Genomic DNA, 20,490 nt, shown 5'->3' on the forward strand with positions numbered 1-20,490 from the left:
CGCGAAGACCGCCCGGAGGCGGTCTTCGTGGGTCGAGCGATGCTGCTTGGGCCTGCCGTCAGCGGCCCGCGCCGAACGGGTTGAGCTGGCCCCAAAGGCCACCGCGCTCCGGCCAGTCGCCGCTCAGGTAGGGGTGCTCGGGGTAGTTCTTCTCCAGCACGCGGCGGGCGTCGGCGGCGAGGTCGTCCTGGCCGAGCGCGGCATGGCTGGAGGCCAGCAGGGCGATGCCGTCGGCCTCGAACTCGCTCTGCGGGTAGGTTTCCAGCAGGTACTTCGCGCGATTGATGGCCGACACGTAGGCGCCGCGACGGTGGTAGTACAGGCCGGTAGTCGCTTCGTGGCGGGCCAGGAAGTTCTTCAGGTAGACCATGCGCTGCCGTGAATCGGCGGCGTAGCGGCTGCTCGGGTAGCGGCGCAGCAGCTCCGCGAAGGCCTCGAAGCTGGCCTGCACGCGGGTCAGGTCGCGGGCCGACATGTCGGCGCGGGCGATCCGCTGCAGGAAGAAGCTGTCGCGATCGAAGCCGTTCAGCGCACGCAGGTAGTACGCGTAGTCGATGGCCGGATGCGTCGGGTAGGTGCGGACGAAGCGGTCCAGCGTCGAGGTGGCGTCCTCGTGCTTGCCCTGCTTGTACTGCGCGTAGGCCAGGTCGAGCTGGGCCTGTTCGGTGTACGGGCCGAAGGGGAAGCGGCCGGTGAGGCGGGTCAGGTAAAGCTCGGCGCGCGAGTAGTTTCCGCCTTCACGCGATTCGCGGGCTTCGGCATACAGGGCCTCGACCTGGAGGGTCTCGGTGTCCGGTTCGCCACCGCCGAACCAGCCCTTCATGGTCTGGCAGCCGGTGGTGCCCAGGGCCAGCAGCGAAAGGAGGGCGAGGCGGGTCAGGACGCGCGTGGACGGCATGGACGGCACGGAACGGGCACCAGCGGGGTTCAGGACGGTCGATAATAGCGGAATCCCCTGAATCGCCGCCGAGCCGTCCTGCCCATGACCCTTCCCCAATCCGGCCGCCCGGACACCGACGACGCGCGCGCCGAGGACGAACGTGAACTGCTCGAGGCCGTGGTGCCGCTGGAACACGCCGGCCGCCGCTTCGACCAGGTCCTGGCTGACCTGTTCCCGGACTTCTCGCGCTCCCGCCTGACCAGCTGGATCAAGTCGGGTGAGGCCCTGCTGGACGGCGCGGAAGCCAAGCCCAAGCAGGCCCTGCGCGGCGGCGAGACCGTCACCGTGTGGGTGACGCCCTCGATCGAGACGACGGCCGAGCCCGAGGCCATCGCCCTCGACCTCCGCCACGCGGATGACGAAGTGATCGTGCTGAACAAGCCGGCCGGCCTCGTGGTGCACCCGGGCGCGGGCAACCCGCGCGGCACGCTGGTGAACGCGCTGCTGCACTTCGACCCGAAGCTGGCCGAGCTGCCGCGGGCCGGCATCGTGCACCGCCTCGACAAGGACACCTCCGGCCTGATGGTCGTGGCCCGCAGCCTGCGGGCCCACGCGTCGCTCGTGGAGCAGCTCTCGAACCGCGAGGTGCACCGGCAGTACCTCGCCGTGGCCTGCGGGGCGATGGTGGCCGGCGGCACGGTCGATGCGCCCATCGGCCGGCACCCGACCGACCGCATCCGGCAGGCGGTGAACGAGAGCGGCCGCGAGGCCGTGACCCACTACCGCGTGCGCGAGCGCTTCCGCAGCCACACGCTGGTGGAATGCCGGTTGGAGACGGGCCGCACGCACCAGATCCGCGTCCACATGGCGCACGTGCGGCATCCGCTGGTCGGCGACCCGCTGTACGGCGGCAACCTGCGCCTGCCGAAGGGCGCGACCGAGGCCCTCGTCGAAGGCCTGCGCGGCTTCAAGCGCCAAGCCCTGCATGCCGAATCGCTGGCTTTCGTGCACCCGGCCAGCGGCGAGACGCTGCGCTTCGAGGCCGGCATGCCCGACGACATGCTCGCCCTGCTGGCGCAGTTGCGCGAAGACACCGTCGAAGCGGCGGCCAAGGGCATCAAGTGATGGCGACGGTCGGCACCGTGCGGCGCTGATGGACGTCGCGCCGCCGTTCTTCGAGTGGGCCAACTGGCCGGCGCCGCCCGGCGTGCGCGGCGGCTCGACGCGGCGCCGCGGTCTGGGCGCTTCGCAGCCGCCGTTCGACACCTTGAACCTCGGCGGACATCGCAGCGCCGACGGTGACGCGGGGGAGCACGTGCTCGCAAACCGCGTGGCCCTGCGTGAGGCGCTTGAACTGCCTTCCGCGCCGCGCTGGTTGCGTCAGGTGCACGGCACGGCGGTCTTCGACGCCGATGCGCGAACGATCGATGGGGTGTTGGTGCCGGCCGACGCCGATGAACCTGAGGCCGACGCCGCGGTGACGCGTTCTCCCGGTGTGGTGCTGGCGGTGCTGCATGCCGATTGCCTGCCGGTGCTCCTGTGTTCCGATGACGGCGCGGTGCTCGGCGCTGCGCATGCGGGATGGCGGGGACTCGCCGCTGGCGTCGTCGAAGCCACGTTCGACGCGATGCGCGTGCCGGGCGAGCGCGTGATCGGGTGGTTCGGCCCGGCGGCCGGGCCCGCGAACTACGAGATTGGCGAGGAGGTGCGCGCCGCCTTCGTCGATGGCGATGCCGGCGCGGCCGCCGCGTTCACCGCAACGCGCCCCGGGCATTGGCGCGTGGATCTGTATGCACTCGCGCGGCGTCGTCTCGCGGCGATCGGCGTCACGCGCATGCACGGCGGTGGACGCTGCACCATCGGCGAGCCGAACGGGTATTTCTCGCATCGCCGCGATGCGCGCACCGGCCGCATGGCCAGCCTGATCTGGCGCGCTTCCTGAGCGAACGCATGGTGCGCCGCACACGGCCCGTGCGCGCCATCGCAGAAAAAGCGTGATGGCGGGCGCGCCGCGACCTGCGAACTGAGACGTGGCGCCGCAGTTGACAGCGCTTGGCTTTCGCGCGGCGGGCGGAAGCGCAGCCTGCGCGGCATCCGAAACGGAGTCCCGCCATGCCCGTCGTCCGCCCTGTCGCCTTCGCCCTTGCTGCCCTGTTCGTCGCGGCGGGAGCCTCCGCGCAATCGGCCGCGCCGACGCCGGAGATCGCCGGCTTCATCGTCACCTACGCGCCCGGCACGGCGGAGGCCGCCAATGCGAATATCGCGGCGCGGCGCCTCTCCGACGCCAGCCGCCAGGTCGCGCGCTCCGGCGTGATGGCGAAGCGGGGTCCCTCGGTTGGCCTCGGTTACCAGCGCCGGCTTTCCGTGGGTGGCGATGTGTTGCGGGCCACGCGCTTGCTGGCCCTCGACGAAGCCGCGGCTGCGCGCGCCGCACTCGCGGCCCAGCCGGGCGTGGCGCGGGTCGAGTACGACTACGTGCTGCAGGCCAACCTGCGACCCAACGACACGCGTTACGCCGAGCAGTGGGCGATGACCGACGCCGATGCCGGCCTGCGCGCTGAAGCAGCATGGGACCTGTCGACGGGCACCGGGGTGATCATCGGCGTGCTCGATACCGGCATCGCGCGGCACACCGACCTCGACGCCAACGTGGTGCCGGGCTACGACTTCATCACCAGCGTGACCACCGCGGGCGACGGCAACGGCCGTGATGCGGACGCCAGCGATCCGGGCGATTTCGCCAACGGCCGCAACTCGAGCTGGCACGGCACGCACGTCGCCGGCATCGCCGCGGCGCGCGGCAACAACGCCGCCGGCATCGCCGGCCTCGCCTTCAACGCGAAGGTGATGCCGGTGCGCGTGCTGGGCCGCGGCGGCGGCACCACCTCGGACATCGCCGACGCCATCGTCTGGGCCTCGGGCGGCGCCGTCGCCGGCGTGCCCACGCTCTCCGCCGCGAACGCGGCCGACGTGTTGAACCTCTCGTTGGGCGGCCCCGGCACGTGCACCAGCGCCCTGCAGTCGGCCATCGCCAGCGCGGCCTCGCGCGGCGTGCCGGTGGTGGTGGCGGCGGGCAACGATGCCCGCGACGCCGGCGCCTACACGCCGGCGAACTGCCCGGGCGTCATCACCGTGGCGGCGGTGGGCGCGAACAGCGCGCGTGCGTCGTTCTCGAATTTCGGCGCGGTGGTGGATGTCGCCGCCCCGGGCGTGTCGATCCTCTCGACGGCGAATGCCGGCACGCAGGTGCCGGGCGCCGAGAACTTCCTCGCCTTCAGCGGCACCTCGATGGCCGCGCCCTACGTCAGTGCGACGCTCGCCCTGGTGCAGGCCCGCCGCACGGCGCTGCGTCTTTCGCCGCTGACCGTGGCCGACCAGGAAGCCCTGCTGAAGCGCAGCACCTACGCCGCGGCCGCCGGCTGCAGCGGCTGCGGTGCCGGCCTGCTGAGCGCGCAGGCCGCCGTGCAGGCGGCGGGCGGCGCGAGCACGACGCCGACGACGCCCACCAACCCGACCACGCCGACGAACCCCACCACGCCGACGAACCCGACGACGCCGGGCACCACCTTCACCCAGACCTTCCTGAACCTGACGGCCAGCACCGGTACGCAGATGCGCACCAGCCTCAACGTGCCGGCCGGCGCGCGCGACCTGCGCATCGAGACCAGTGGGGGCACCGGCAATGCCGACCTCTTCGTCAGCCAGGGCACGGCGCCGACGACCGCGCAGGCCACGTGCAAAGCCAACGCTGCCGGCAACGCGGGCCTGTGCGCCTTCGCCACCCCGGTGGCCGGCACCTACCACGTGCTGATCAACGCCACGGCGGCGTTCAGCGGCATGACCCTGAAGATCAGCTACGTGCAGGGCGGCAGCACCACGCCGGCCACCTTCGCGAACGACACCGATGTCGCCATCCGCGACAACGCCACGGCCAGCAGTGCGATCGCGGTCAGCGGCCGCGCGGCGACGCTCTCGGCACCGGTCACGATCGACTTCGCGCTGAGGCACCCGGCCTCCGGTGAGCTGAAGGTCGAGCTGGTGATGCCGGACGGCCTCGTGGTGCTGCTGCACAACCGCGCTGGCGGTGCCACGCCAAACCTCGCGGGCCGCATCAGCCTGCAGGCGCCGGGCCGCGTCGCGAATGGTACGTGGACCCTGCGCGTCACCGACCAGGTGACGGGCAACACCGGCCTGATCGACCGCTGGAGCCTCGCGCTCTGAGGCCGCCCCGGCCCGTGGCTGAACGACGGGTGAAGGTGTGACGAACGGCAGGGCGACGACGACCGGGCCGTGAGGTGATGCTCGCCTCACCGCGCTTGTCCCCCGGAGTGTCGTGATGCGCCTCGCCCCCCTTGCCCTCGCCCTGTGCCTTGCCGGCCTTTCCTCCGCGGCCTTCGGCAATGCCGCCGACATCGAGGGTCTGCTGAAGGTCCGTGACCCTGGGGCACTGGCGAAGGCACAGGCCTTCGTCGAGACCAACGAGGCCAACGCCCGCGCCTGGGTGCTGCTGGCGCGCGCGCAGCTGCAGAAAGGCGAGGCCGACGAGGCCGTCGAGAGCGCCGAGCAGGCGGTCGAACTGGCGCCCAACGATGCCCAGGCGCAGCTCTGGCTGGGCAACAGCCTGGGCGTCCGCATCGGGCAGGTGAACATGCTGCGCAAGATGGGCATGGCACCAGACCTTCGGGATGCGTTCGAAGCGGCCGTCCGCCTTGACGGCAACCTGCTGGATGCCCGCAGCGCGTTGATCGGGTTCTATCTGCAGGCCCCTCGCGCCATGGGGGGCGGCGTCGAGAAAGCCCAGGCCCAGCAGCGGGAGGTCGCGAAGCGCAACCCGGTGCGCGGGCATCTGGAGGAAGCGGCGATCCAGCGCGTCCACTTCGAGGACAACGCGGCGGCGATGCGTGCCATCGATGCCGCCATGGCCGCGGCGCCGGCGCTGCCCGCCGAGGACATCGACACGCGCGTGTCCCTTGGCCGCAACCTCGTCGGGCTCGAGCGCTACGCCGATGCCCGCACCTATTACCTCGCATGGGCGGCGGCGCAGCCGCGCCAGGCCGCGCCGCACTACCAGCTCGGCCGCCTCGCCGCGATCAGCGGCCAGTTCCTCGACGAGGGCAGCGCCGGCCTGAAGCGTTACCTCGATGGCGGGTTGGCGCGTGGCGAGAACGATCCGGACGACACCATCGCCTGGTGGCGCTTGGGCCAGATCCAGGCCAAGCAGGGCGACAAGGCCACCGCGCGCACCTCGTTCCAGACCGCGCTGCGGCTCGATCCCCGCAATGCCGAGGCGAAGAAGGATCTCGAGGCGCTCTGAGGAAGGTCGACGCCCGGGGCCGAGGCAGTCTTCCGGACTGAACGATTCGGTGTGGCCGGCTTGCGCGGGATCAAGCCGGCCTTGAATCACCTCGCCATCATCCGCATCTGGAAGCTATCGCGGCCCGTTCCGTGGGCCGCCGCCCCTTTCGGAGACGACCCATGCGGATGGACAAGCTCACCTCCCGCTTCGCCCAGGCCCTGCAGGACGCGCAGTCGCTGGCGCTCGTGCGCGACCACAACCTGATCGAACCCGCGCACCTTCTGTCGGCCTTGCTGGACCAGCAGGGCGGCGGCACGCGGCCGCTGCTGGCGCAGGCCGGCGGCAACGTGGTGCTGCTGCGCGAGAAGATCGGCGAGGCGCTCGACAAGCTGCCGAAGGTGACCGGCCAGGCCGGCCAGGTGAACCTCGGCAACGAGCTGGCGCGCCTGCTCAACGTCACCGACAAGTTGGCCAGCCAGCGCGGCGACGCCTTCATCGCCAGCGAACTGTTCCTGCTCGCCTGCATCGAGGACGGCGGCGACGCCGGCAAGCTGCTGAAGTCGGCGGGCTTCGACAAGGCCCGGCTCGAAGCGGCCATCCAGAAGATGCGCGGGGGCGAGAAAGTGCAGAGCGAGAACGCCGAAGACCAGCGCCAGGCGCTGGAGAAGTACTGCATCGACCTCACGGCCCGCGCCGAGAGCAGCAAGCTCGACCCGGTGATCGGCCGCGACGAGGAGATCCGCCGCACCATCCAGGTGCTGCAGCGGCGCACCAAGAACAACCCGGTGCTGATCGGCGAACCCGGCGTGGGCAAGACCGCCATCGTCGAAGGCCTGGCACAACGGATTATCAACGGCGAGGTGCCCGAAGGCCTGCGCGGTCGCCGCGTGCTCTCGCTCGACATGGGCGCGCTGATTGCTGGCGCGAAGTTCCGCGGCGAGTTCGAGGAGCGCCTCAAGGCCGTGCTGAACGACCTTGCGAAGCAGGAAGGCAACGTCATCCTGTTCATCGATGAGCTGCACACGATGGTCGGCGCCGGCAAGGCCGAGGGCTCGATGGACGCCGGCAACATGCTGAAGCCTGCGCTCGCCCGCGGCGAGCTGCACTGCATCGGTGCCACCACGCTGGACGAGTACCGCAAGTACGTCGAGAAGGATGCCGCGCTGGAGCGCCGCTTCCAGAAGGTGTTCGTCGGCGAGCCCAGCGTCGAGGACACCATCGCCATCCTGCGCGGCCTGAAGGAGCGCTACGCCTTGCATCACGGCGTGGAGATCACCGACCCGGCCATCGTCGCCGCGGCCACGCTCTCGAATCGCTACATCGCCGACCGCCAGCTGCCCGACAAGGCCATCGACCTGATGGACGAGGCGGCCTCGCGCATCCGCATGGAAATCGACTCCAAGCCGGAGGAGATGGACCGGAAGGAGCGCCGCCTGATCCAGTTGAAGATCCAGCGTGAAGCACTGAAGAAGGAGAAGGACGAGGAGTCGAAGCAGCGGCTCGCCGACCTCGAGGCCGAGATCGCCAAGCTGGAGCGCGAGTTCAACGACCTCGAAGAGGTGTGGAAGGCCGAGAAGGCCATCGTCACCGGCACCACCAAGGTGAAGGAGCAGATCGAGCACCTGAAGCAGGAGCTCGAAGCCGCGCACCGTCGCCAGGACCTCGCTCGCGCCTCAGAGATCCAGTACGGCGCCTTGCCGAAGCTCGAGAAGCAACTCGCTGACGCGCAGGCGGCCGAGACGAAGGGCTTCACCCTGCTGCAGGACAAGGTGACGGCCGAGGAGATCGCCGAGGTGGTGTCGCGTTGGACCGGCATTCCGGTCAGCAAGATGCTGGAAGGCGAACGCGAGAAACTGCTGAAGATGGACGAGGTGCTGGCGGCCCGCGTGGTCGGCCAGCGCGAGGCCGTGCGCGCGGTGTCCGATGCCATCCGCCGTTCGCGCGCGGGCTTGAGCGACCCGAACCGCCCCAACGGCAGCTTCCTGTTCCTCGGCCCCACGGGCGTCGGCAAGACCGAGCTATGCAAGGCGCTGGCGAGCTTCCTCTTCGACACCGAGGAGGCCATGGTGCGCATCGACATGAGCGAGTTCATGGAGAAGCACTCCGTGGCCCGCCTGATCGGTGCGCCCCCGGGCTATGTCGGCTACGAGGAAGGTGGCTACCTCACGGAGGCCGTGCGCCGTCGCCCGTACAGCGTGATCCTGCTCGACGAGGTCGAGAAGGCGCATCCGGACGTGTTCAACGTGCTGCTGCAGGTGCTCGACGACGGCCGCCTCACCGACGGCCAAGGCCGCACGGTGGACTTCCGCAACACGGTGATCGTGATGACGTCCAACCTCGGCAGCCAGCACATCCAGGAGCTGAGCGGCGAGGGCGATGCCGCCTACATCCAGATGAAGGCGGCGGTGATGGGCGTGGTGCAGTCGCACTTCCGTCCGGAGTTCATCAATCGCCTCGACGAGATCGTGGTCTTCCACCCGTTGGGCCGCGAGCAGATCCGCGAGATCGCGCGCATCCAGACGGCCTACCTCGCCAAGCGCCTTGCGGAGCGGCAGATCAAGTTCGCCATCGATGACAAGGCATTGGACGTGCTTGGCAACGTCGGCTTCGACCCGGTCTACGGTGCGCGGCCGCTGAAGCGTGCGATCCAGCAGCAGATCGAGAACCCGCTGGCGCAGAAGATCCTCGGTGGCGAGTTCGTCGCTGGCGACGCGCTGCAGGTGAGCAGCGACGGCGGGACGATCACCTTCCGGAAAAACTGAGGCGCACGCGCCGGCGGCTTAGCGCCCCGGCGCACTGATCCTGCGGTCGCCCGGCAGCGGCGCATCCTCGCGCAGGTGCGCCAGCATCGCGTCGAGTGCGGCGTAGGCCTGCGGCATCAGGGGCACGTAGCGGGCGGCCAGCGCCGGATTGCCGAGGAAGGCGTCGAAGTGCTGTGCGCGCTCGATACGCCAGTAGCCGAGGCGCGCGCCGTGCTCGCGGGCGAACGCGGCGTAGGGCGCACTGGTCTCCCACTCGGGCACGAGGCCGTCGTCGAGGCCGTGCAGCAGCAGGATCGGCAGGCCCTCGCGTGGAAGCAGGGCACGGGTGGCGGCGATGGCGTCGCGCACGGTGGGGTCGTCCGTTGCCAGTGCGCGCAGGCCGAGCAGGCCCTCCAGGCGCCCGTCGTCGCCGGGTGGATCGAGCAGCACCACGCCATTGCCGGGAGGAATGCCGCTGCTGTCGCTCCACCACAGCGCGGCTTCGGCGGGCAGGGCCGCGACGGGCGCGCCCTGCGCATCGCGCACGGCGTAGCGGTAGCCGAGCGGCATGGCCTCGGCCGGAGTGCGCCGATAGGCCGAGGCGTAGCCCGACGCGACCGCGCGCCACAGATCGAACGCAACGCTCAAGCTGCCCGCGCGCATCGCCGCGTCGGTCCAACCTGTCGCCTGCATCGTGGCCCAGGCGTTCGAGGCTTGCGTGGCGACGTCGTCGCCGTCGATTGCTCCGCGCGCGGCGAGCGCCGCGCAGCTTGCGGCGTAGGTGGGCGGCATCGCCGCGCCCGGCCGCAGCAGGGCATCGCCATCGAAGCGCGGTGCGGCCAGCGCGCAGGGCATCAGCAGCGCGGCCTTCGTCGCGACATCGAACAGCGGGCGCGCGCCCTCGACATGGATGTTGGGCGAGACGGCGACCACGCCGTCGATCCGCGGTGCACCCTCGATGCCGCGTTCGCTGGCCGCTTCGTCACCGGCCGCGCGCAGCACGGCACCCGCCCCGTTCGAGACGCCGGCCGCGATGACGATCAACGCGTCTGGGTCGATGCCAGTTTCGCGAACCAGTACCTCGCGACCGAACGCGGCGGCCTGCAGCACGTGGCGGCCCCAGTCGGCTTCCGGTTGGTCGCCGGAATGGGCGTGCGGCACGTGCACCGCATCGTCGCCGCTTCCGATCGGAACGCGCCGCCAGTCGGTGCCCGCGCCCTTGTCGGTGTAGGCGACGGCGCAGCCTTTCGGCAGGCCCCAACCGCCGGCCAGCGCGATGGCGCCGTACACGCCGCGCGAGCCGGAAGAGGCGGTGACGACAAGGCAGGGGCGTTCGCGGTCGAAAGTGTCGGGCAATTGCAGCAGCAGGCGATGCGCATGCGTCGCTCCCGGCACGGTCGCACTGCCGTGGAACTCGCGGCCCGGCACCGGCCGGAGATCACCGTAGGCCGTGCCGAGGCCGCCGGTGGAGCTCACGTCGGCGATGCCTCGCCAATTGGTCCAGAACGCGCGGCGACGCAGTTCGGCGAAGGTCGGTGCGTCCGCGTCCGCCAGCGGGGGAATGGGGCCGCGCAGGCCGTCGATGCCGAGGCCAGCGGTGAGCAGGTCGTCCCCGTCGCGATGGGTGCTCGTGGTCGGCACCGCCACGCTGTTCGCGATAGCCGGCGCCTCGGCCCGCGCCGCGCCAACGCCCAGCAAGGCCAGCAGCGCGAGCGTCATCGGCTGGATCGCGGCAAAGGCGCGCGGACGGAAAGGCGAGGGCGAATCGGCGTTCATCGCGGCAGTCTGCGGTCCGGGGTTGGCGTGGCCATCGTACTTTCGTCCAAAGGCCGGCCGGCCGCGCGCGCGGCAAGCTGGCGCCATGACTGATCGATTCCTCGAAGGCCGCATCGCGCTCGTGACCGGCGCCACCTCCGGCATCGGCTTGGCCGTTGCTGAAGCCCTGGGCGCCGCCGGCGCACACGTGCACATCAATGGCCTCGGCAGCAGCGGGCAGATCGCGGCTGCGCTCGCCGCGGTCCGCATGGCCGGTGCGCCGTCCGCTTCGCACCACGATGCCGACCTGCGCGACCCCGACGCCATCCGCGCGATGATGGCGGCCGTCGGCTCCGTGGACGTGCTCGTCAACAACGCCGGCATCCAGCACACCGCGTCGCTGGCCGAGATGCCCGACGAGCGCTGGGACGCGCTGATCGCCATCAACCTCAGCGCCTGCTTCCACACGATGAAGGCCGTACTGCCCGGCATGGCCGAGCGCGGCTTTGGTCGCGTCATCAACATCGCCTCGGTGCACGGGTTGGTTGCTTCGGTGAACAAGGCGCCCTACGTCGCGGCGAAGCACGGCCTGATCGGGCTGACCAAGGTGGCCGCGCTGGAGATGGCCGCGCAGGGCTCGCGCGCCTCGGGCGGCGTCACCGCCAACTGCGTCTGCCCGGGCTGGGTGGAAACGCCGCTGATCGAACCGCAGATCGCCGCGCGCGCCGTCGATGGAGACCGCGACGCCGGCATCCGCGCCCTGCTGGCCGAGAAGCAGCCCAGCCTGCGCATGACCCTGCCAGCGGAAATCGCCTCCTTGGTGCTGTGGCTCTGCCGCCGCGAAGCCCACAACCTCAACGGCGCGGCGTTGCCGGTGGATGGCGGGTGGACGGCGCAGTGAGCGGCTAAGCTGCCGCCATGCACCACCTGCTGATCGTCGACGACCACCCGCTTTACCGCTTGGCCCTGCGGCAGACGCTGGCCGCCGGCTTGGCCGGCGCGCGCATCGACGAAGCGGGCGACCTCGCCGGGGCGCAGGGCCTGCTGGCCGAATCCCCGGACACCGACCTCGTGCTGCTCGACCTGCAACTGCCCGGCACGCATGGCCTGCTCGCCTTGGGCGAACTGCGCGCCGCGCATCCCGGCGTGGCGGTGGCGATCCTGTCGGGCCAGGACGATCCGGCCATCGTGCGTCGTGCCCTCGCCATGGGCGCCTGCGGCTACCTGACCAAGCACGCCGGCACCGAGGAGCTGCATGCCGGCGTGCGTGCGCTGCTGGCCGGCGAAACGTGGATGCCGTCCGCCTTGCGCGAGCTGCTGGCGCGCACGCCGCGCGACAGCGAGTCGGAATCGCTCGCCGCGCGGCTTGCTACGCTCTCGCCGCAGCAGTTGAAGGTGCTGCAGCGCGTCGCGGAAGGGCGGCTCAACAAGCAGATCGCCGATGAGCTCGGCATCCAGGAGCGCACGGTGAAGGCGCATCTGACGGTCGTGTTCGAGAAGCTCGGCGTGCGCAATCGCACCCAGGCCGGCGTGCTGCTGAGCGGCTTGGCTGGGGAATAGCGCCGACTCAGGCTCGCGCCATCGCAGCCAGCAGGGATTTCAGGCGCAAGGGCTTCAACGGTTTGGTCAGCGGCGTGGCCCCGACGGCCAGCACGGCCTGGCGAACGGTCTCACCGTGGTCGGCGCTGACGATGATCCCGATGCCGCGCGGGTGACGCAGCGACAGGGCCTGGTGCAGCGCGTCGCCGGTGGCGCCGTCGTCGAGGTGGAAATCCAGCACCCAGGCCTGCGGCGACAGCGCGGCGGCCGCGCGCAGGGCATCGTCAGGCGTGGTCGCGGTGTGCACGGTGGTCCCCCAGCTTTCGAGCCACTGGCGCGTGGCCTCCAGCACGACGGTGTCGTTGTCGACCACGAGCACGCGCAGCGGCAGGTCGGTCGCGGCCTCGGCGGGGCGCGTCGCCACGTCGGCCGTCGTGGATCGCGCGGCGACGCGGGGAACGGTGATCGCGAACACACTGCCGCGCCCGGGCCGCGAGCGCAGCGCCAGAGGGGCATCGAGCAGGCGCGCGAGACGGTCGGCGATGGCAAGGCCGAGGCCAAGGCCCTGGCCACCGCGCTGCAGGCGGCGGAACTCCTCGAACACGAGGCGCTGCTGCTCGCGCGCGATGCCGATGCCGCTGTCCCAGACCTCAATGGTCAGAGCGTCCTTGCCGCGTCGACGCACGCCGATCACGATGCCGCCGCGCGACGTGTAGCGCACCGCGTTGGCGAGGAAGTTCTGCAGCACGCGGCGCAGCAGTTGCGGGTCGCTGTGCACCCAGGCGGCCGTCGGCACGCAGCGCAGCGAGAGGCCTTTCGCTTCCGCCATCACGCCGGCTTCCCGCGCCAGCCCGTCGAGCAGCGGCTGCAGCGGCATGTCGATGGGCTGGGCTGTGAGGCCGCCGGCATCGAGCCGTGAGATATCGAGCAGGCCACCGAGCAGGTCTTCCGCGGATTCCAGCGCGCCGGCAATGCGCGCCACTTGCGGTGCGACGCCTGCGTCTTCGCTGCGCTGTGCCAGCGCATCGGTGAACAGTCGCGCGGCGTGCAGCGGCTGCGTGAGGTCGTGGCTCACGGCGGCGAGGAAGCGCGTCTTCGCCTGGTTCGCGCGCTCGGCTTCGGCTTTGGCCTCCGCCAGCTCGTGCGTGCGCTCCCCGACGCGGGCCTCCAGCGTCTCGGCATCGCGGCGCAGGGCATCTTCGCTGCTGCGGAACACCGTGACGTCGGTGAAGGTGGCGACGAAGCCGCCGCCGGGCATCGGTTCGCCTCGGATCTCTATGACCGCGCCGCCGATGCGACGTTCGCTCAAGTACGGCGTGCCGGCGCGCATGTGCGCGAGGCGCTGCTCGAGGCCGTGCGCGACGTCGATATCGCCCGTCAGCCCGCGGCGCAGGTTGTGTTCCACCAGCGCCGCGACGGGCAGCCCGACCTGCAGCAGGCCCTCGGGGTAGCCGAAGATCTCGCGATAGCGCCGGTTCCACACCACCAGACGCAAGTCGCGGTCGACGACGCTGATGCCTTGGCTCATGTGCTCGAGCGCCACTTCGAGCAGCTGCTGGTTGAAGCGCAGGCCCTGCGTGGCCTCGTCGACGAGCTCCGCCACCTGCTCCGGCGCCGGGCCGCTGGGCTGGCGCAGCGCATCGAGCAGCAGGCGCGCGGAGGAGGCGCCGACGACGGCGGCCAGTTCGCGCTCCACGCGGGCCAACTGCGCCGCGGGCAGCAGCCCGGTGGCGGGCGCATCGCGGAGCGCGGCGTCGAGGCGATCCGTGGCCAGGAAGCGCGAGGCCAGACGCTTCACCGCTGCGACATCGAGCGGGCCGTCGCGACGGTCGTCGGCCGCGCCGCGCCAGCTGGCCAGCAGCAGCGGCAGCGCGGTGCCGACCAGCAGACTGGCGGCGACGCCGCGGCTCAGCGGGCTCCAGCCCTCGAGGCCGAACAGGCCCTGCGGCGACAGCCACGCCCATCCGAAGGGCGCGCTGTGCCGGTCGATGAGCGTGAAGCCCATCGGCTCGGCCACGCCGGGCAGCAGCACCCAGGCCCAGGTGAGGAAGCCCGCCAGAAGACCGGCGATCACCGCCCACGGCGGCGTCTGCGGCCGCCACAGGGCGAATCCGACGGCCGGTGCCAACGTGCCGAGGCCCGAGAACGAGAGCGCGCCGAGGTCGGCGAGCGCGCCGTCGTCGCCGAGCACGCGGCTGTAGCCCCAGGCCAGCGCCAGCACCGCAGCGATGGCGAAGCGACGCTGCCGCAGCACCGCGCCGCGCAGGTCGCTGTCGCCGGCATACCAGCCGCCGCGCAGACGCAGCGGCGTGACCCAGTGATTGCCGATCATCACGCTCAGCGTGAGTGTCGCGAGGATCAGCATGCCGGTCGCCGCCGACAGTCCGCCGAGGAAGGCGAGCAGGGCCATGCCGGGCGCACCGTCGGCCAAAGGCAGGGCCAGCACGTAGAGGTCGGCCGGTACGCCCATGGCGCCGAGCGTCGCTTCGCCCGCCATCGCCAGCGGCAGCACCGGCAGCGCGATCAGCACGAGGTAAAGCGGGAACAGCCAGCGCGCGGTTCGAAGGTGGCGCTCGTCGCGCGCCTCGACGATGCCGACGTGGAACTGGTGGGGCAGTGTCAGCATCGCCAGCGCGCCCAGCAGCACCAGGGCGGGGAAGCCATCGGTGCCGCCTTCGACGTGGGGCAGCGGCGTGTCGGGCCAGCCGCCGGGCCGCATCAGCAGCCACAGTCCGAGGCCGAGCATCGCGGCGAGCTTCAGTAGCGATTCCGCCGCCATTGCCAGCACGAGGCCGCGGTTGTGCTCGACGGCCGAGGCCCGGCGCGTGCCGAACAGCATCGCGAATGCCCCGAGCGCGATCGCCACGTAGAGGGCGCTGTCCTGTTCCGGCGGCGCGGCGAGGTCGCTGCCGCGCGTCACGAGGCCATGGCTCATGGCCACGGCCTTCAGCTGCAGCGCGAGGTAGGGAACCATGCCGATCACCGCGATGGCGGTGACGGTCGCGGCCAGCGCCGAACTTCGGCCGAGCCGCGTGGCGATGAAATCGGCGAGCGAGGTGCTGTTGAGCTCGCGTGCGAGGCGGAACAGCTTCAGCACGACGGGGAAGGCCAGCGCGTAAAGCAGCAGCGTGCCGAGGAAGGTGGGCGTCAGCGCCCAGCCGGAATCACGCGCCTGCTGCACCGTGCCGAAGAAGGTCCAGCTGGTGCAGTACACCGCCAGCGAGAGCGAGAACACCACGCCCCAATGCTTCGACAGCGCCTGCGGATGGCGTTCGCCCCACACGGCCGTGCCGAACAGCAGGCCCAGCCACAGCACCGCGGCCAACAGCACGCCCCATTCGTTCAACATGCCGATGGGCCCTCGCGCCGCGAGGTGGCGTTCGTGTTCAGCGCGTGCCGGCGAGGCGGTCGAGCACGGCCGCGACGAAGCGGAACTGCCCGCCGGTCTTCAGGTCGTAGTCGGCACCGCCGTAGCCCCACCAGTCCCAGCATGCTTTCGGATTCAGCGGCATGTAGCTCGATTGCGTCTGAGGATAGACCACGACGACGCGATACACGTCGGCCCAGCGGTTGAAGCCGGCTTCGCGCACGAAAGCCTCGCCCACGATTTCCTCGTTCTGTTGGCAGCCGTGGAACACCACCAGAACGCCGCAGGCCGCACCGGCGCAGGCCTTCGGTGTGTAGACGAAGCCAGTATCGGCCAAGCCCGCAGCGCCCTCTGGCGCCAGCTCGCGCTGGTCGAAGCGGGCCAACGTGCCGTCGCTGGTGGCAGCGGCGGCCTTGGGCGGTGAAGCTTCGACGCCGAACAGCGCATCCATCGCTTCGCCGGCGGCATCGATGTCGCAGTCGAGCAGCCACGGGGAAGCGGGCTGCTCGCACGGGGCACCGGCATCCAAGGTCGGCCAGCCGTGGCCGAAGGCCCGCTGGTCGTCGAGCGTCACCGAGGCCGAATCGCCCGCGAGGGCGCGGACCACATCCGCTGTCACCTTAGCGAGCGACGGCGCGACGATGGCATCGCGCGTGCCGTGCATCACCAGGATGCGATCACCGTCGAACGCCGAGAGCGGATCGATCGTTCCCGCCGCGGCGCGCTGCTTCGCACTCGCGACGAGCGTCGCCGTATCCGGCAGGGCGGGCTGCGCCGTCATGCACGGCCCTAACGCCGTCTCGAGCTGGCCCTGCGCGCAGCCGTAGGGCCCGCCGGCCACGAGCGCCGCACCGTGCACGCGCGTGTTCAGCGCGACGTGCACCTGCGTGGCCATGTAGGCGCCGGACGACAGGCCGGCTACGGCCACGCGCGAGGGATCGAGCGTGATCGCGGGCAGCGGTGGGGCCGGTTCGCCGCTGCAGCCCGCGAGGCTTCCGAGCATCACGGCGAAGGCCATCGCGAGCGGGCGGCGGTGGGTCATCGACGCGCTCAGAAGTCGTAGCGGACCGACAGGCTGTACTGGCGCGGCGCGCCGTAGAAGCCGGTGTAGACGCCCAGGGCCTGCGCGAGGTTGTAGCCCGTCGTCAGGTATTCCTTGTCGGTCAGGTTGGTGCCCTGCAGGGACACCGACCACGGGCCGCCGCTCTGCCAGACGACGCCGGCCGTCACGAGGCCGTAGCCGTCCTGGCTGATCGGCGGGCGGCCGAACGGTGCCGCCGGCGGCACGTTGCTGCGGATGATCTCGGTCGTCGCGATCACCTCGCTCTGGTAGCTGTAGCCGACGCGTGCGGTGAGCTCACCGGCGTCGCCAACGGCCGTGCGCCACTCGAGGTTGATCGCACCGGAGAACTCCGGGGCGTTCGTGAACTGCTGCTCGTTGGCGATGTCGACGCCGGCGAACAGGAACTCGTCGTACTCGGCGTCCAGCCAAGCGAGGTTGCCGCTCACCGTGAAGGCATCGCTCAGCAGCCACTGGTACTCGGCTTCGAGGCCCTGCACCGTGCCCTTGCCGGCGTTGGTGAAGTCGCCGAAGAAGCCGCCCGCCGGATTCGCGGTGAACACCGAGAGCTGGATGTCCTCGTACTTGTTGTGGAAGGCGGCGAGGTTCAGGAACAGGCGCTGGTCGAGCAGGCCCATCTTGGCGCCGACCTCGAAGCTGTCCACCACCTCGTCGTCGAAGGGCAGGGCGGAGCGTGGCACCAGCGTGGCCTGGGCGCGGATGTTGTAGCCGCCGGACTTGAAGCCGCGCGATGCGAGGCCGTAGACCATCACGTTATCGCTGACGTCGAAGTTCAGCGCGATCTTCGGCGAGGTGTTCTTGAAGTTGATGGTGCGGTCGAAGTTCGCCGCGGCCGGGTCGTCGGTGAGCACCGCCGGCGTGCAGTCGCGAAGGGTGGTGAACGCCGCGCTGGTGTAGCAGCGGTTCAGCACCTTCGCGCGCTTGTCCTCGTCGGTGTAGCGGGCGCCGACATCCAGCGACAGCCGTTCGCTGAGGTCGAAGGTCCAGTCGGCGTACAGGGCGACGCTCTCGGTGAACACCGTGCCCTGCGTGTCGCCGAAGCTCAGGTTGAAGAAGTTGTTGAGCACTTGGCCGCCGGCCTCGCCATCGAAGGCGTAGAGGCCGATCACGCCGCGCGAGCGGCCACCGCCGTCCCAGTTCGCCTGCAGCTCGTGGCTCACCTGCTCGTCGGCATAGAGGGCCCTCACGTCGGCGATCTGGGCGGGCGTGGTGTCGAAGTCGATGTTGGTCTCGGTGTCGCTCTGGCGCTTGGCGAGCACGTACTTCAGCGTGAGGTCTTCGGTGGCGCGCCAGTTCAACGTCGCCGACGCGCCCTCGAGGGTCGTGTCGTTGACGTTCGGCATGCCGTTGCGGACGTCGTAGCGGTCGGCGAGCGGCGGGAAGGCCCCCAGCGCCGGGAAGAACACGCCGTTGAAGCGGTTCGCTTCGAGCATCTGGGCGCCGCGCACGCCGCTCTGGTCGTCCACCATGTCGAAGGCGAACTGGATGTCGAGGTTGTCGTTGACGAAGGCGCCGAGCTGGCCGCGCACCGCGAACACGTCCTTGTCGCTGACGTCGGCACCGGTGACGCGGTTCTCGCCGAAGCCGTCACGGTCGAGCTTGGCGACCGCGAGGCGGGCGCGAAGGCCACCGTTCGCGGCGATCGGCCCGCCGATGGCGGCCTTGACGTCGAGCTGGCCGTAGTTGCCGACGGTGACCGAGGCGCTGCCGTCGAACTCGGTGGGCAGGCCGCGCGAGATGTACTTGATGGCGCCACCGATGGTGTTCTTGCCGTACAGCGTGCCCTGCGGGCCGCGCAGCACTTCGATGCGCTCGACGTCGAACACATCCAGCAGAGCGCCCTGCGGACGGGCGATATAGACGTCATCGAGGTAGAGGCCGACGCCCGGGTCGACGCCCCACAGCGGGTCCGCCTGGCCGACGCCGCGGATGAACGTCGTCAGCGTCGAGCTGGAACCGCGGGCCGCGTAGATCGTGAGATTCGGCACCTGCGCGTCGAGGTCGGCGATGTCGCGCGTGCCCAGGCGGTCCAGCGCGTCCGCCGTGAAGGCCGTCACCGCGATCGGTACCTCCTGCAGCGTTTCCTCGCGCTTGCGCGCGGTGACGGTGACGGCATCGAGCGTCTTCGCTTGCGACGCGTCTTCGGCCGGAGCCGACTGCGCGAAGACGGCCGGCGCGGCAAGACTGCCGGCGACGAGGGCGGCATGGATGGCGGTGCTGAGTGCGCTGCGGAACATCGGTGTACCCCTAAAGGTGTGGAGCGCGCCCCCCGGCGCGGTTGCCGAGCAGACTAGGCCCGGGCCCCGGGGCGGGCACCTGTACGTTCGTCCAATCACGCGCCTCGGAGGCCGCCGCGCATGCTGCCGCCGTCCCGTCCGGAGCCTTCCCGATGCTGAGCGCCCTCGGCCTCGCCCTCGCCCTCGCCCTGCTGATCGCGCTCACCATGCGGGGTTGGAACCTGTTCGTCGCCACGCCGTTGTGCGCGCTGATCGTTGCGCTGACCTCCGGAATCGCCCTGCTGCCGCCGCTCGCCCTCGAAGGCGCGCCGAACCTGGTCGGTGCCTACATGGGCGGCTTCACCGGTTTCGTGACCAACTGGTTCTTCATGTTCCTGCTCGGCTCCATCTTCGGAAAGCTGATGGAGGACAGCGGTGCCGCCGACGCGATCGCGACCGCGGTGATGCGTCATCTGGGCCCGTCGCACGCGGCGCTGGCCGTGGTGCTGGCCTGCGCCATCCTCACCTACGGCGGTGTGAGCCTCTTCGTCGTCGCCTTCTCGGTGTACCCGGCGGCGCTCGCCCTGTTCCGTGCCGCCGACCTGCCGCGCCGCTTCATCCCTGCGGCGCTCGCCTTCGGATCGGTCACGTTCACCATGACCTCGGCGGGTTCGCCCGAGATCCAGAACTGGATCCCGATCCCCTACCTCGGCACCACGCCGTGGGCGGCCTGGGAGGCCAGCCTCGTCACGGCGCTGTTCATGGCGGTGGTCGGCCAGCTCTGGCTGGGCTGGATGCTGAAGCGTGCGAAGGCCCGCGGGGAAGGCTTCGTGGCGCGCGACGGCGATCCCGGAGAGCTGCGCGCCGACCTCCCGCCGCTCTGGGCCGCCTTGCTGCCCACGCTGGTGGTGCTCGGCGTGTCCTTCGCACTGCACGATGCGTTCGGCGTGTCCGCACTGATCGTCGCGCTGCTCTCGGGCTGCGCCGCGGTGGGCCTGCTCTGCCTGCGCACGCTGCGGCAGCCTGGCAAGGCCATCGGCGAGGGCAGCACCGGAGCCCTGATCGCCATCGGCAACACCGCTGCCGTGGTCGGGTTCGGTGCCGTGGCGAAGCTGTCGCCCGCCTTCGGCGTGGCCGTGGAAGCGATCACGCACATGCCGGGTTCCGGCGTGGCGACCGCCGCCATTGCGGTGAGCCTGATCGCGGCGATGACCGGCTCGGCCTCGGGCGGCCAGGCCATCGCCCTGCCGATCATCGCGCCGATCTTCCTCGCCCAAGGCGTGAATCCGGACCAGCTGCACCGCTCCGTGGCGATCAGCTCGGGCGTGCTGGATTCGCTGCCGCACAACGGCTACGTCGTCACGACCATCCGCGCCATCTGCGGCGAAACCCACAAGGACGCCTACCTGCCGGTGGGCGCCCTGACGGTCATCGTGCCGGGCCTCGGGTTGCTGCTCTGCCTCGGGCTGTTTGCGCTGGGGTTGTGACGGGTTTGCGTTGCGAGGGTCGGCCTGTGGGCGACGCTCTCCCGCCCCATCACCATGAATGTGATCGACCCGGCGGCCCGCTCGAATGCGACGTCCATGTCGCTCGAGCGGCGGCTCATCCCTGAGCC

At 70.8% G+C, this 20,490-nt stretch carries 13 protein-coding genes; 8 read left to right on the top strand and 5 right to left on the bottom strand.

Features of this window, described 5'->3' with window-relative positions; translation table 11 throughout:
- Window positions 1-58: 58 nt before the first annotated feature.
- Window positions 59-898: an outer membrane protein assembly factor BamD gene (locus O9255_RS05170; protein WP_297865776.1), complete on the bottom strand. Its 840-nt coding sequence runs from the start codon at window positions 896-898 to the stop codon at window positions 59-61.
- An 84-nt stretch (window positions 899-982) separates the two neighbouring features.
- On the opposite strand from O9255_RS05170, the gene rluD reads away from it, so the two are divergent.
- The 5 genes from rluD (at window position 983) to clpB (ending at window position 8,938) form a co-directional block, all read left to right on the top strand.
- Complete coding sequence (gene rluD, locus O9255_RS05175; protein WP_297865777.1) at window positions 983-2,005, top strand: 23S rRNA pseudouridine(1911/1915/1917) synthase RluD; 1,023 nt, start codon at window positions 983-985, stop codon at window positions 2,003-2,005.
- A gap of 28 nt (window positions 2,006-2,033) precedes the next feature.
- Window positions 2,034-2,822 (top strand): peptidoglycan editing factor PgeF, encoded by a 789-nt coding sequence (pgeF, locus tag O9255_RS05180; RefSeq protein ID WP_297865778.1) that lies wholly within the window; start codon window positions 2,034-2,036, stop codon window positions 2,820-2,822.
- A 170-nt stretch (window positions 2,823-2,992) separates the two neighbouring features.
- The gene (locus O9255_RS05185; RefSeq protein WP_297865779.1) at window positions 2,993-5,101 is read left to right on the top strand and encodes a S8 family serine peptidase; all 2,109 of its coding nucleotides are present in this window, start codon (window positions 2,993-2,995) and stop codon (window positions 5,099-5,101) included.
- Window positions 5,102-5,216: 115 nt separating this feature from the next.
- Entirely contained in the window at window positions 5,217-6,194 is a 978-nt protein-coding gene (locus O9255_RS05190) for a tetratricopeptide repeat protein (protein ID WP_297865780.1), read from the top strand.
- 161 nt (window positions 6,195-6,355) lie between these two features.
- Entirely contained in the window at window positions 6,356-8,938 is a 2,583-nt protein-coding gene (clpB, locus tag O9255_RS05195; RefSeq protein ID WP_297865781.1) for an ATP-dependent chaperone ClpB, read from the top strand.
- A gap of 18 nt (window positions 8,939-8,956) precedes the next feature.
- Here the strand turns inward: clpB and O9255_RS05200 are convergent, their stop codons facing one another.
- Window positions 8,957-10,693, bottom strand: a complete 1,737-nt coding sequence (locus tag O9255_RS05200) for a 3-hydroxybutyrate oligomer hydrolase family protein (protein ID WP_297865782.1) — start codon at window positions 10,691-10,693, stop codon at window positions 8,957-8,959.
- Window positions 10,694-10,778: 85 nt separating this feature from the next.
- Here O9255_RS05200 and O9255_RS05205 point away from each other — a divergent pair, with 85 nt between their 5' ends.
- Together O9255_RS05205 and O9255_RS05210 are read left to right on the top strand one after the other, a co-directional pair.
- Entirely contained in the window at window positions 10,779-11,573 is a 795-nt protein-coding gene (locus O9255_RS05205; protein ID WP_297865783.1) for a 3-hydroxybutyrate dehydrogenase, read from the top strand.
- Window positions 11,574-11,590: 17 nt separating this feature from the next.
- A complete protein-coding gene (locus O9255_RS05210; protein ID WP_297865784.1) occupies window positions 11,591-12,232 on the top strand; it encodes a response regulator transcription factor in 642 nt (213 codons plus the stop codon).
- A gap of 7 nt (window positions 12,233-12,239) precedes the next feature.
- On the opposite strand, the gene O9255_RS05215 is transcribed toward O9255_RS05210, so the two are convergent.
- Genes O9255_RS05215 through O9255_RS05225 form a run of 3 tightly spaced genes read right to left on the bottom strand, consistent with a single transcriptional unit; the run spans window position 12,240 to window position 18,896 of the window.
- Window positions 12,240-15,560 (bottom strand): PAS-domain containing protein, encoded by a 3,321-nt coding sequence (locus O9255_RS05215; protein WP_297865785.1) that lies wholly within the window; start codon window positions 15,558-15,560, stop codon window positions 12,240-12,242.
- A 37-nt stretch (window positions 15,561-15,597) separates the two neighbouring features.
- Entirely contained in the window at window positions 15,598-16,620 is a 1,023-nt protein-coding gene (locus O9255_RS05220; RefSeq protein ID WP_297865786.1) for a PHB depolymerase family esterase, read from the bottom strand.
- Between the two features lie 8 nt (window positions 16,621-16,628).
- Complete coding sequence (locus O9255_RS05225; protein ID WP_297865787.1) at window positions 16,629-18,896, bottom strand: TonB-dependent receptor; 2,268 nt, start codon at window positions 18,894-18,896, stop codon at window positions 16,629-16,631.
- 152 nt (window positions 18,897-19,048) lie between these two features.
- On the opposite strand from O9255_RS05225, the gene O9255_RS05230 reads away from it, so the two are divergent.
- Window positions 19,049-20,362 carry a hypothetical protein gene (locus O9255_RS05230; protein WP_297865788.1) on the top strand — a complete coding sequence of 438 codons (1,314 nt, stop codon included), beginning with the start codon at window positions 19,049-19,051 and terminating at the stop codon, window positions 20,360-20,362.
- Window positions 20,363-20,490 lie beyond the last annotated feature (128 nt).

The organism is Silanimonas sp., from assembly GCF_027530345.1.
GTDB lineage: Bacteria > Pseudomonadota > Gammaproteobacteria > Xanthomonadales > Xanthomonadaceae > Silanimonas.

What these genes read in the sequence shown, in the direction of transcription:
- O9255_RS05170 (WP_297865776.1), bottom strand. Translation starts at nt 898, where the DNA reads ATGCCGTCCACGCGCGTCCTGACCCGCCTCGCCCTCCTTTCGCTGCTG.
- rluD (WP_297865777.1), top strand. Translation starts at nt 983, where the DNA reads ATGACCCTTCCCCAATCCGGCCGCCCGGACACCGACGACGCGCGCGCC.
- pgeF (WP_297865778.1), top strand. Translation starts at nt 2,034, where the DNA reads ATGGACGTCGCGCCGCCGTTCTTCGAGTGGGCCAACTGGCCGGCGCCG.
- O9255_RS05185 (WP_297865779.1), top strand. Translation starts at nt 2,993, where the DNA reads ATGCCCGTCGTCCGCCCTGTCGCCTTCGCCCTTGCTGCCCTGTTCGTC.
- O9255_RS05190 (WP_297865780.1), top strand. Translation starts at nt 5,217, where the DNA reads ATGCGCCTCGCCCCCCTTGCCCTCGCCCTGTGCCTTGCCGGCCTTTCC.
- clpB (WP_297865781.1), top strand. Translation starts at nt 6,356, where the DNA reads ATGCGGATGGACAAGCTCACCTCCCGCTTCGCCCAGGCCCTGCAGGAC.
- O9255_RS05200 (WP_297865782.1), bottom strand. Translation starts at nt 10,693, where the DNA reads ATGAACGCCGATTCGCCCTCGCCTTTCCGTCCGCGCGCCTTTGCCGCG.
- O9255_RS05205 (WP_297865783.1), top strand. Translation starts at nt 10,779, where the DNA reads ATGACTGATCGATTCCTCGAAGGCCGCATCGCGCTCGTGACCGGCGCC.
- O9255_RS05210 (WP_297865784.1), top strand. Translation starts at nt 11,591, where the DNA reads ATGCACCACCTGCTGATCGTCGACGACCACCCGCTTTACCGCTTGGCC.
- O9255_RS05215 (WP_297865785.1), bottom strand. Translation starts at nt 15,560, where the DNA reads ATGTTGAACGAATGGGGCGTGCTGTTGGCCGCGGTGCTGTGGCTGGGC.
- O9255_RS05220 (WP_297865786.1), bottom strand. Translation starts at nt 16,620, where the DNA reads ATGACCCACCGCCGCCCGCTCGCGATGGCCTTCGCCGTGATGCTCGGA.
- O9255_RS05225 (WP_297865787.1), bottom strand. Translation starts at nt 18,896, where the DNA reads ATGTTCCGCAGCGCACTCAGCACCGCCATCCATGCCGCCCTCGTCGCC.
- O9255_RS05230 (WP_297865788.1), top strand. Translation starts at nt 19,049, where the DNA reads ATGCTGAGCGCCCTCGGCCTCGCCCTCGCCCTCGCCCTGCTGATCGCG.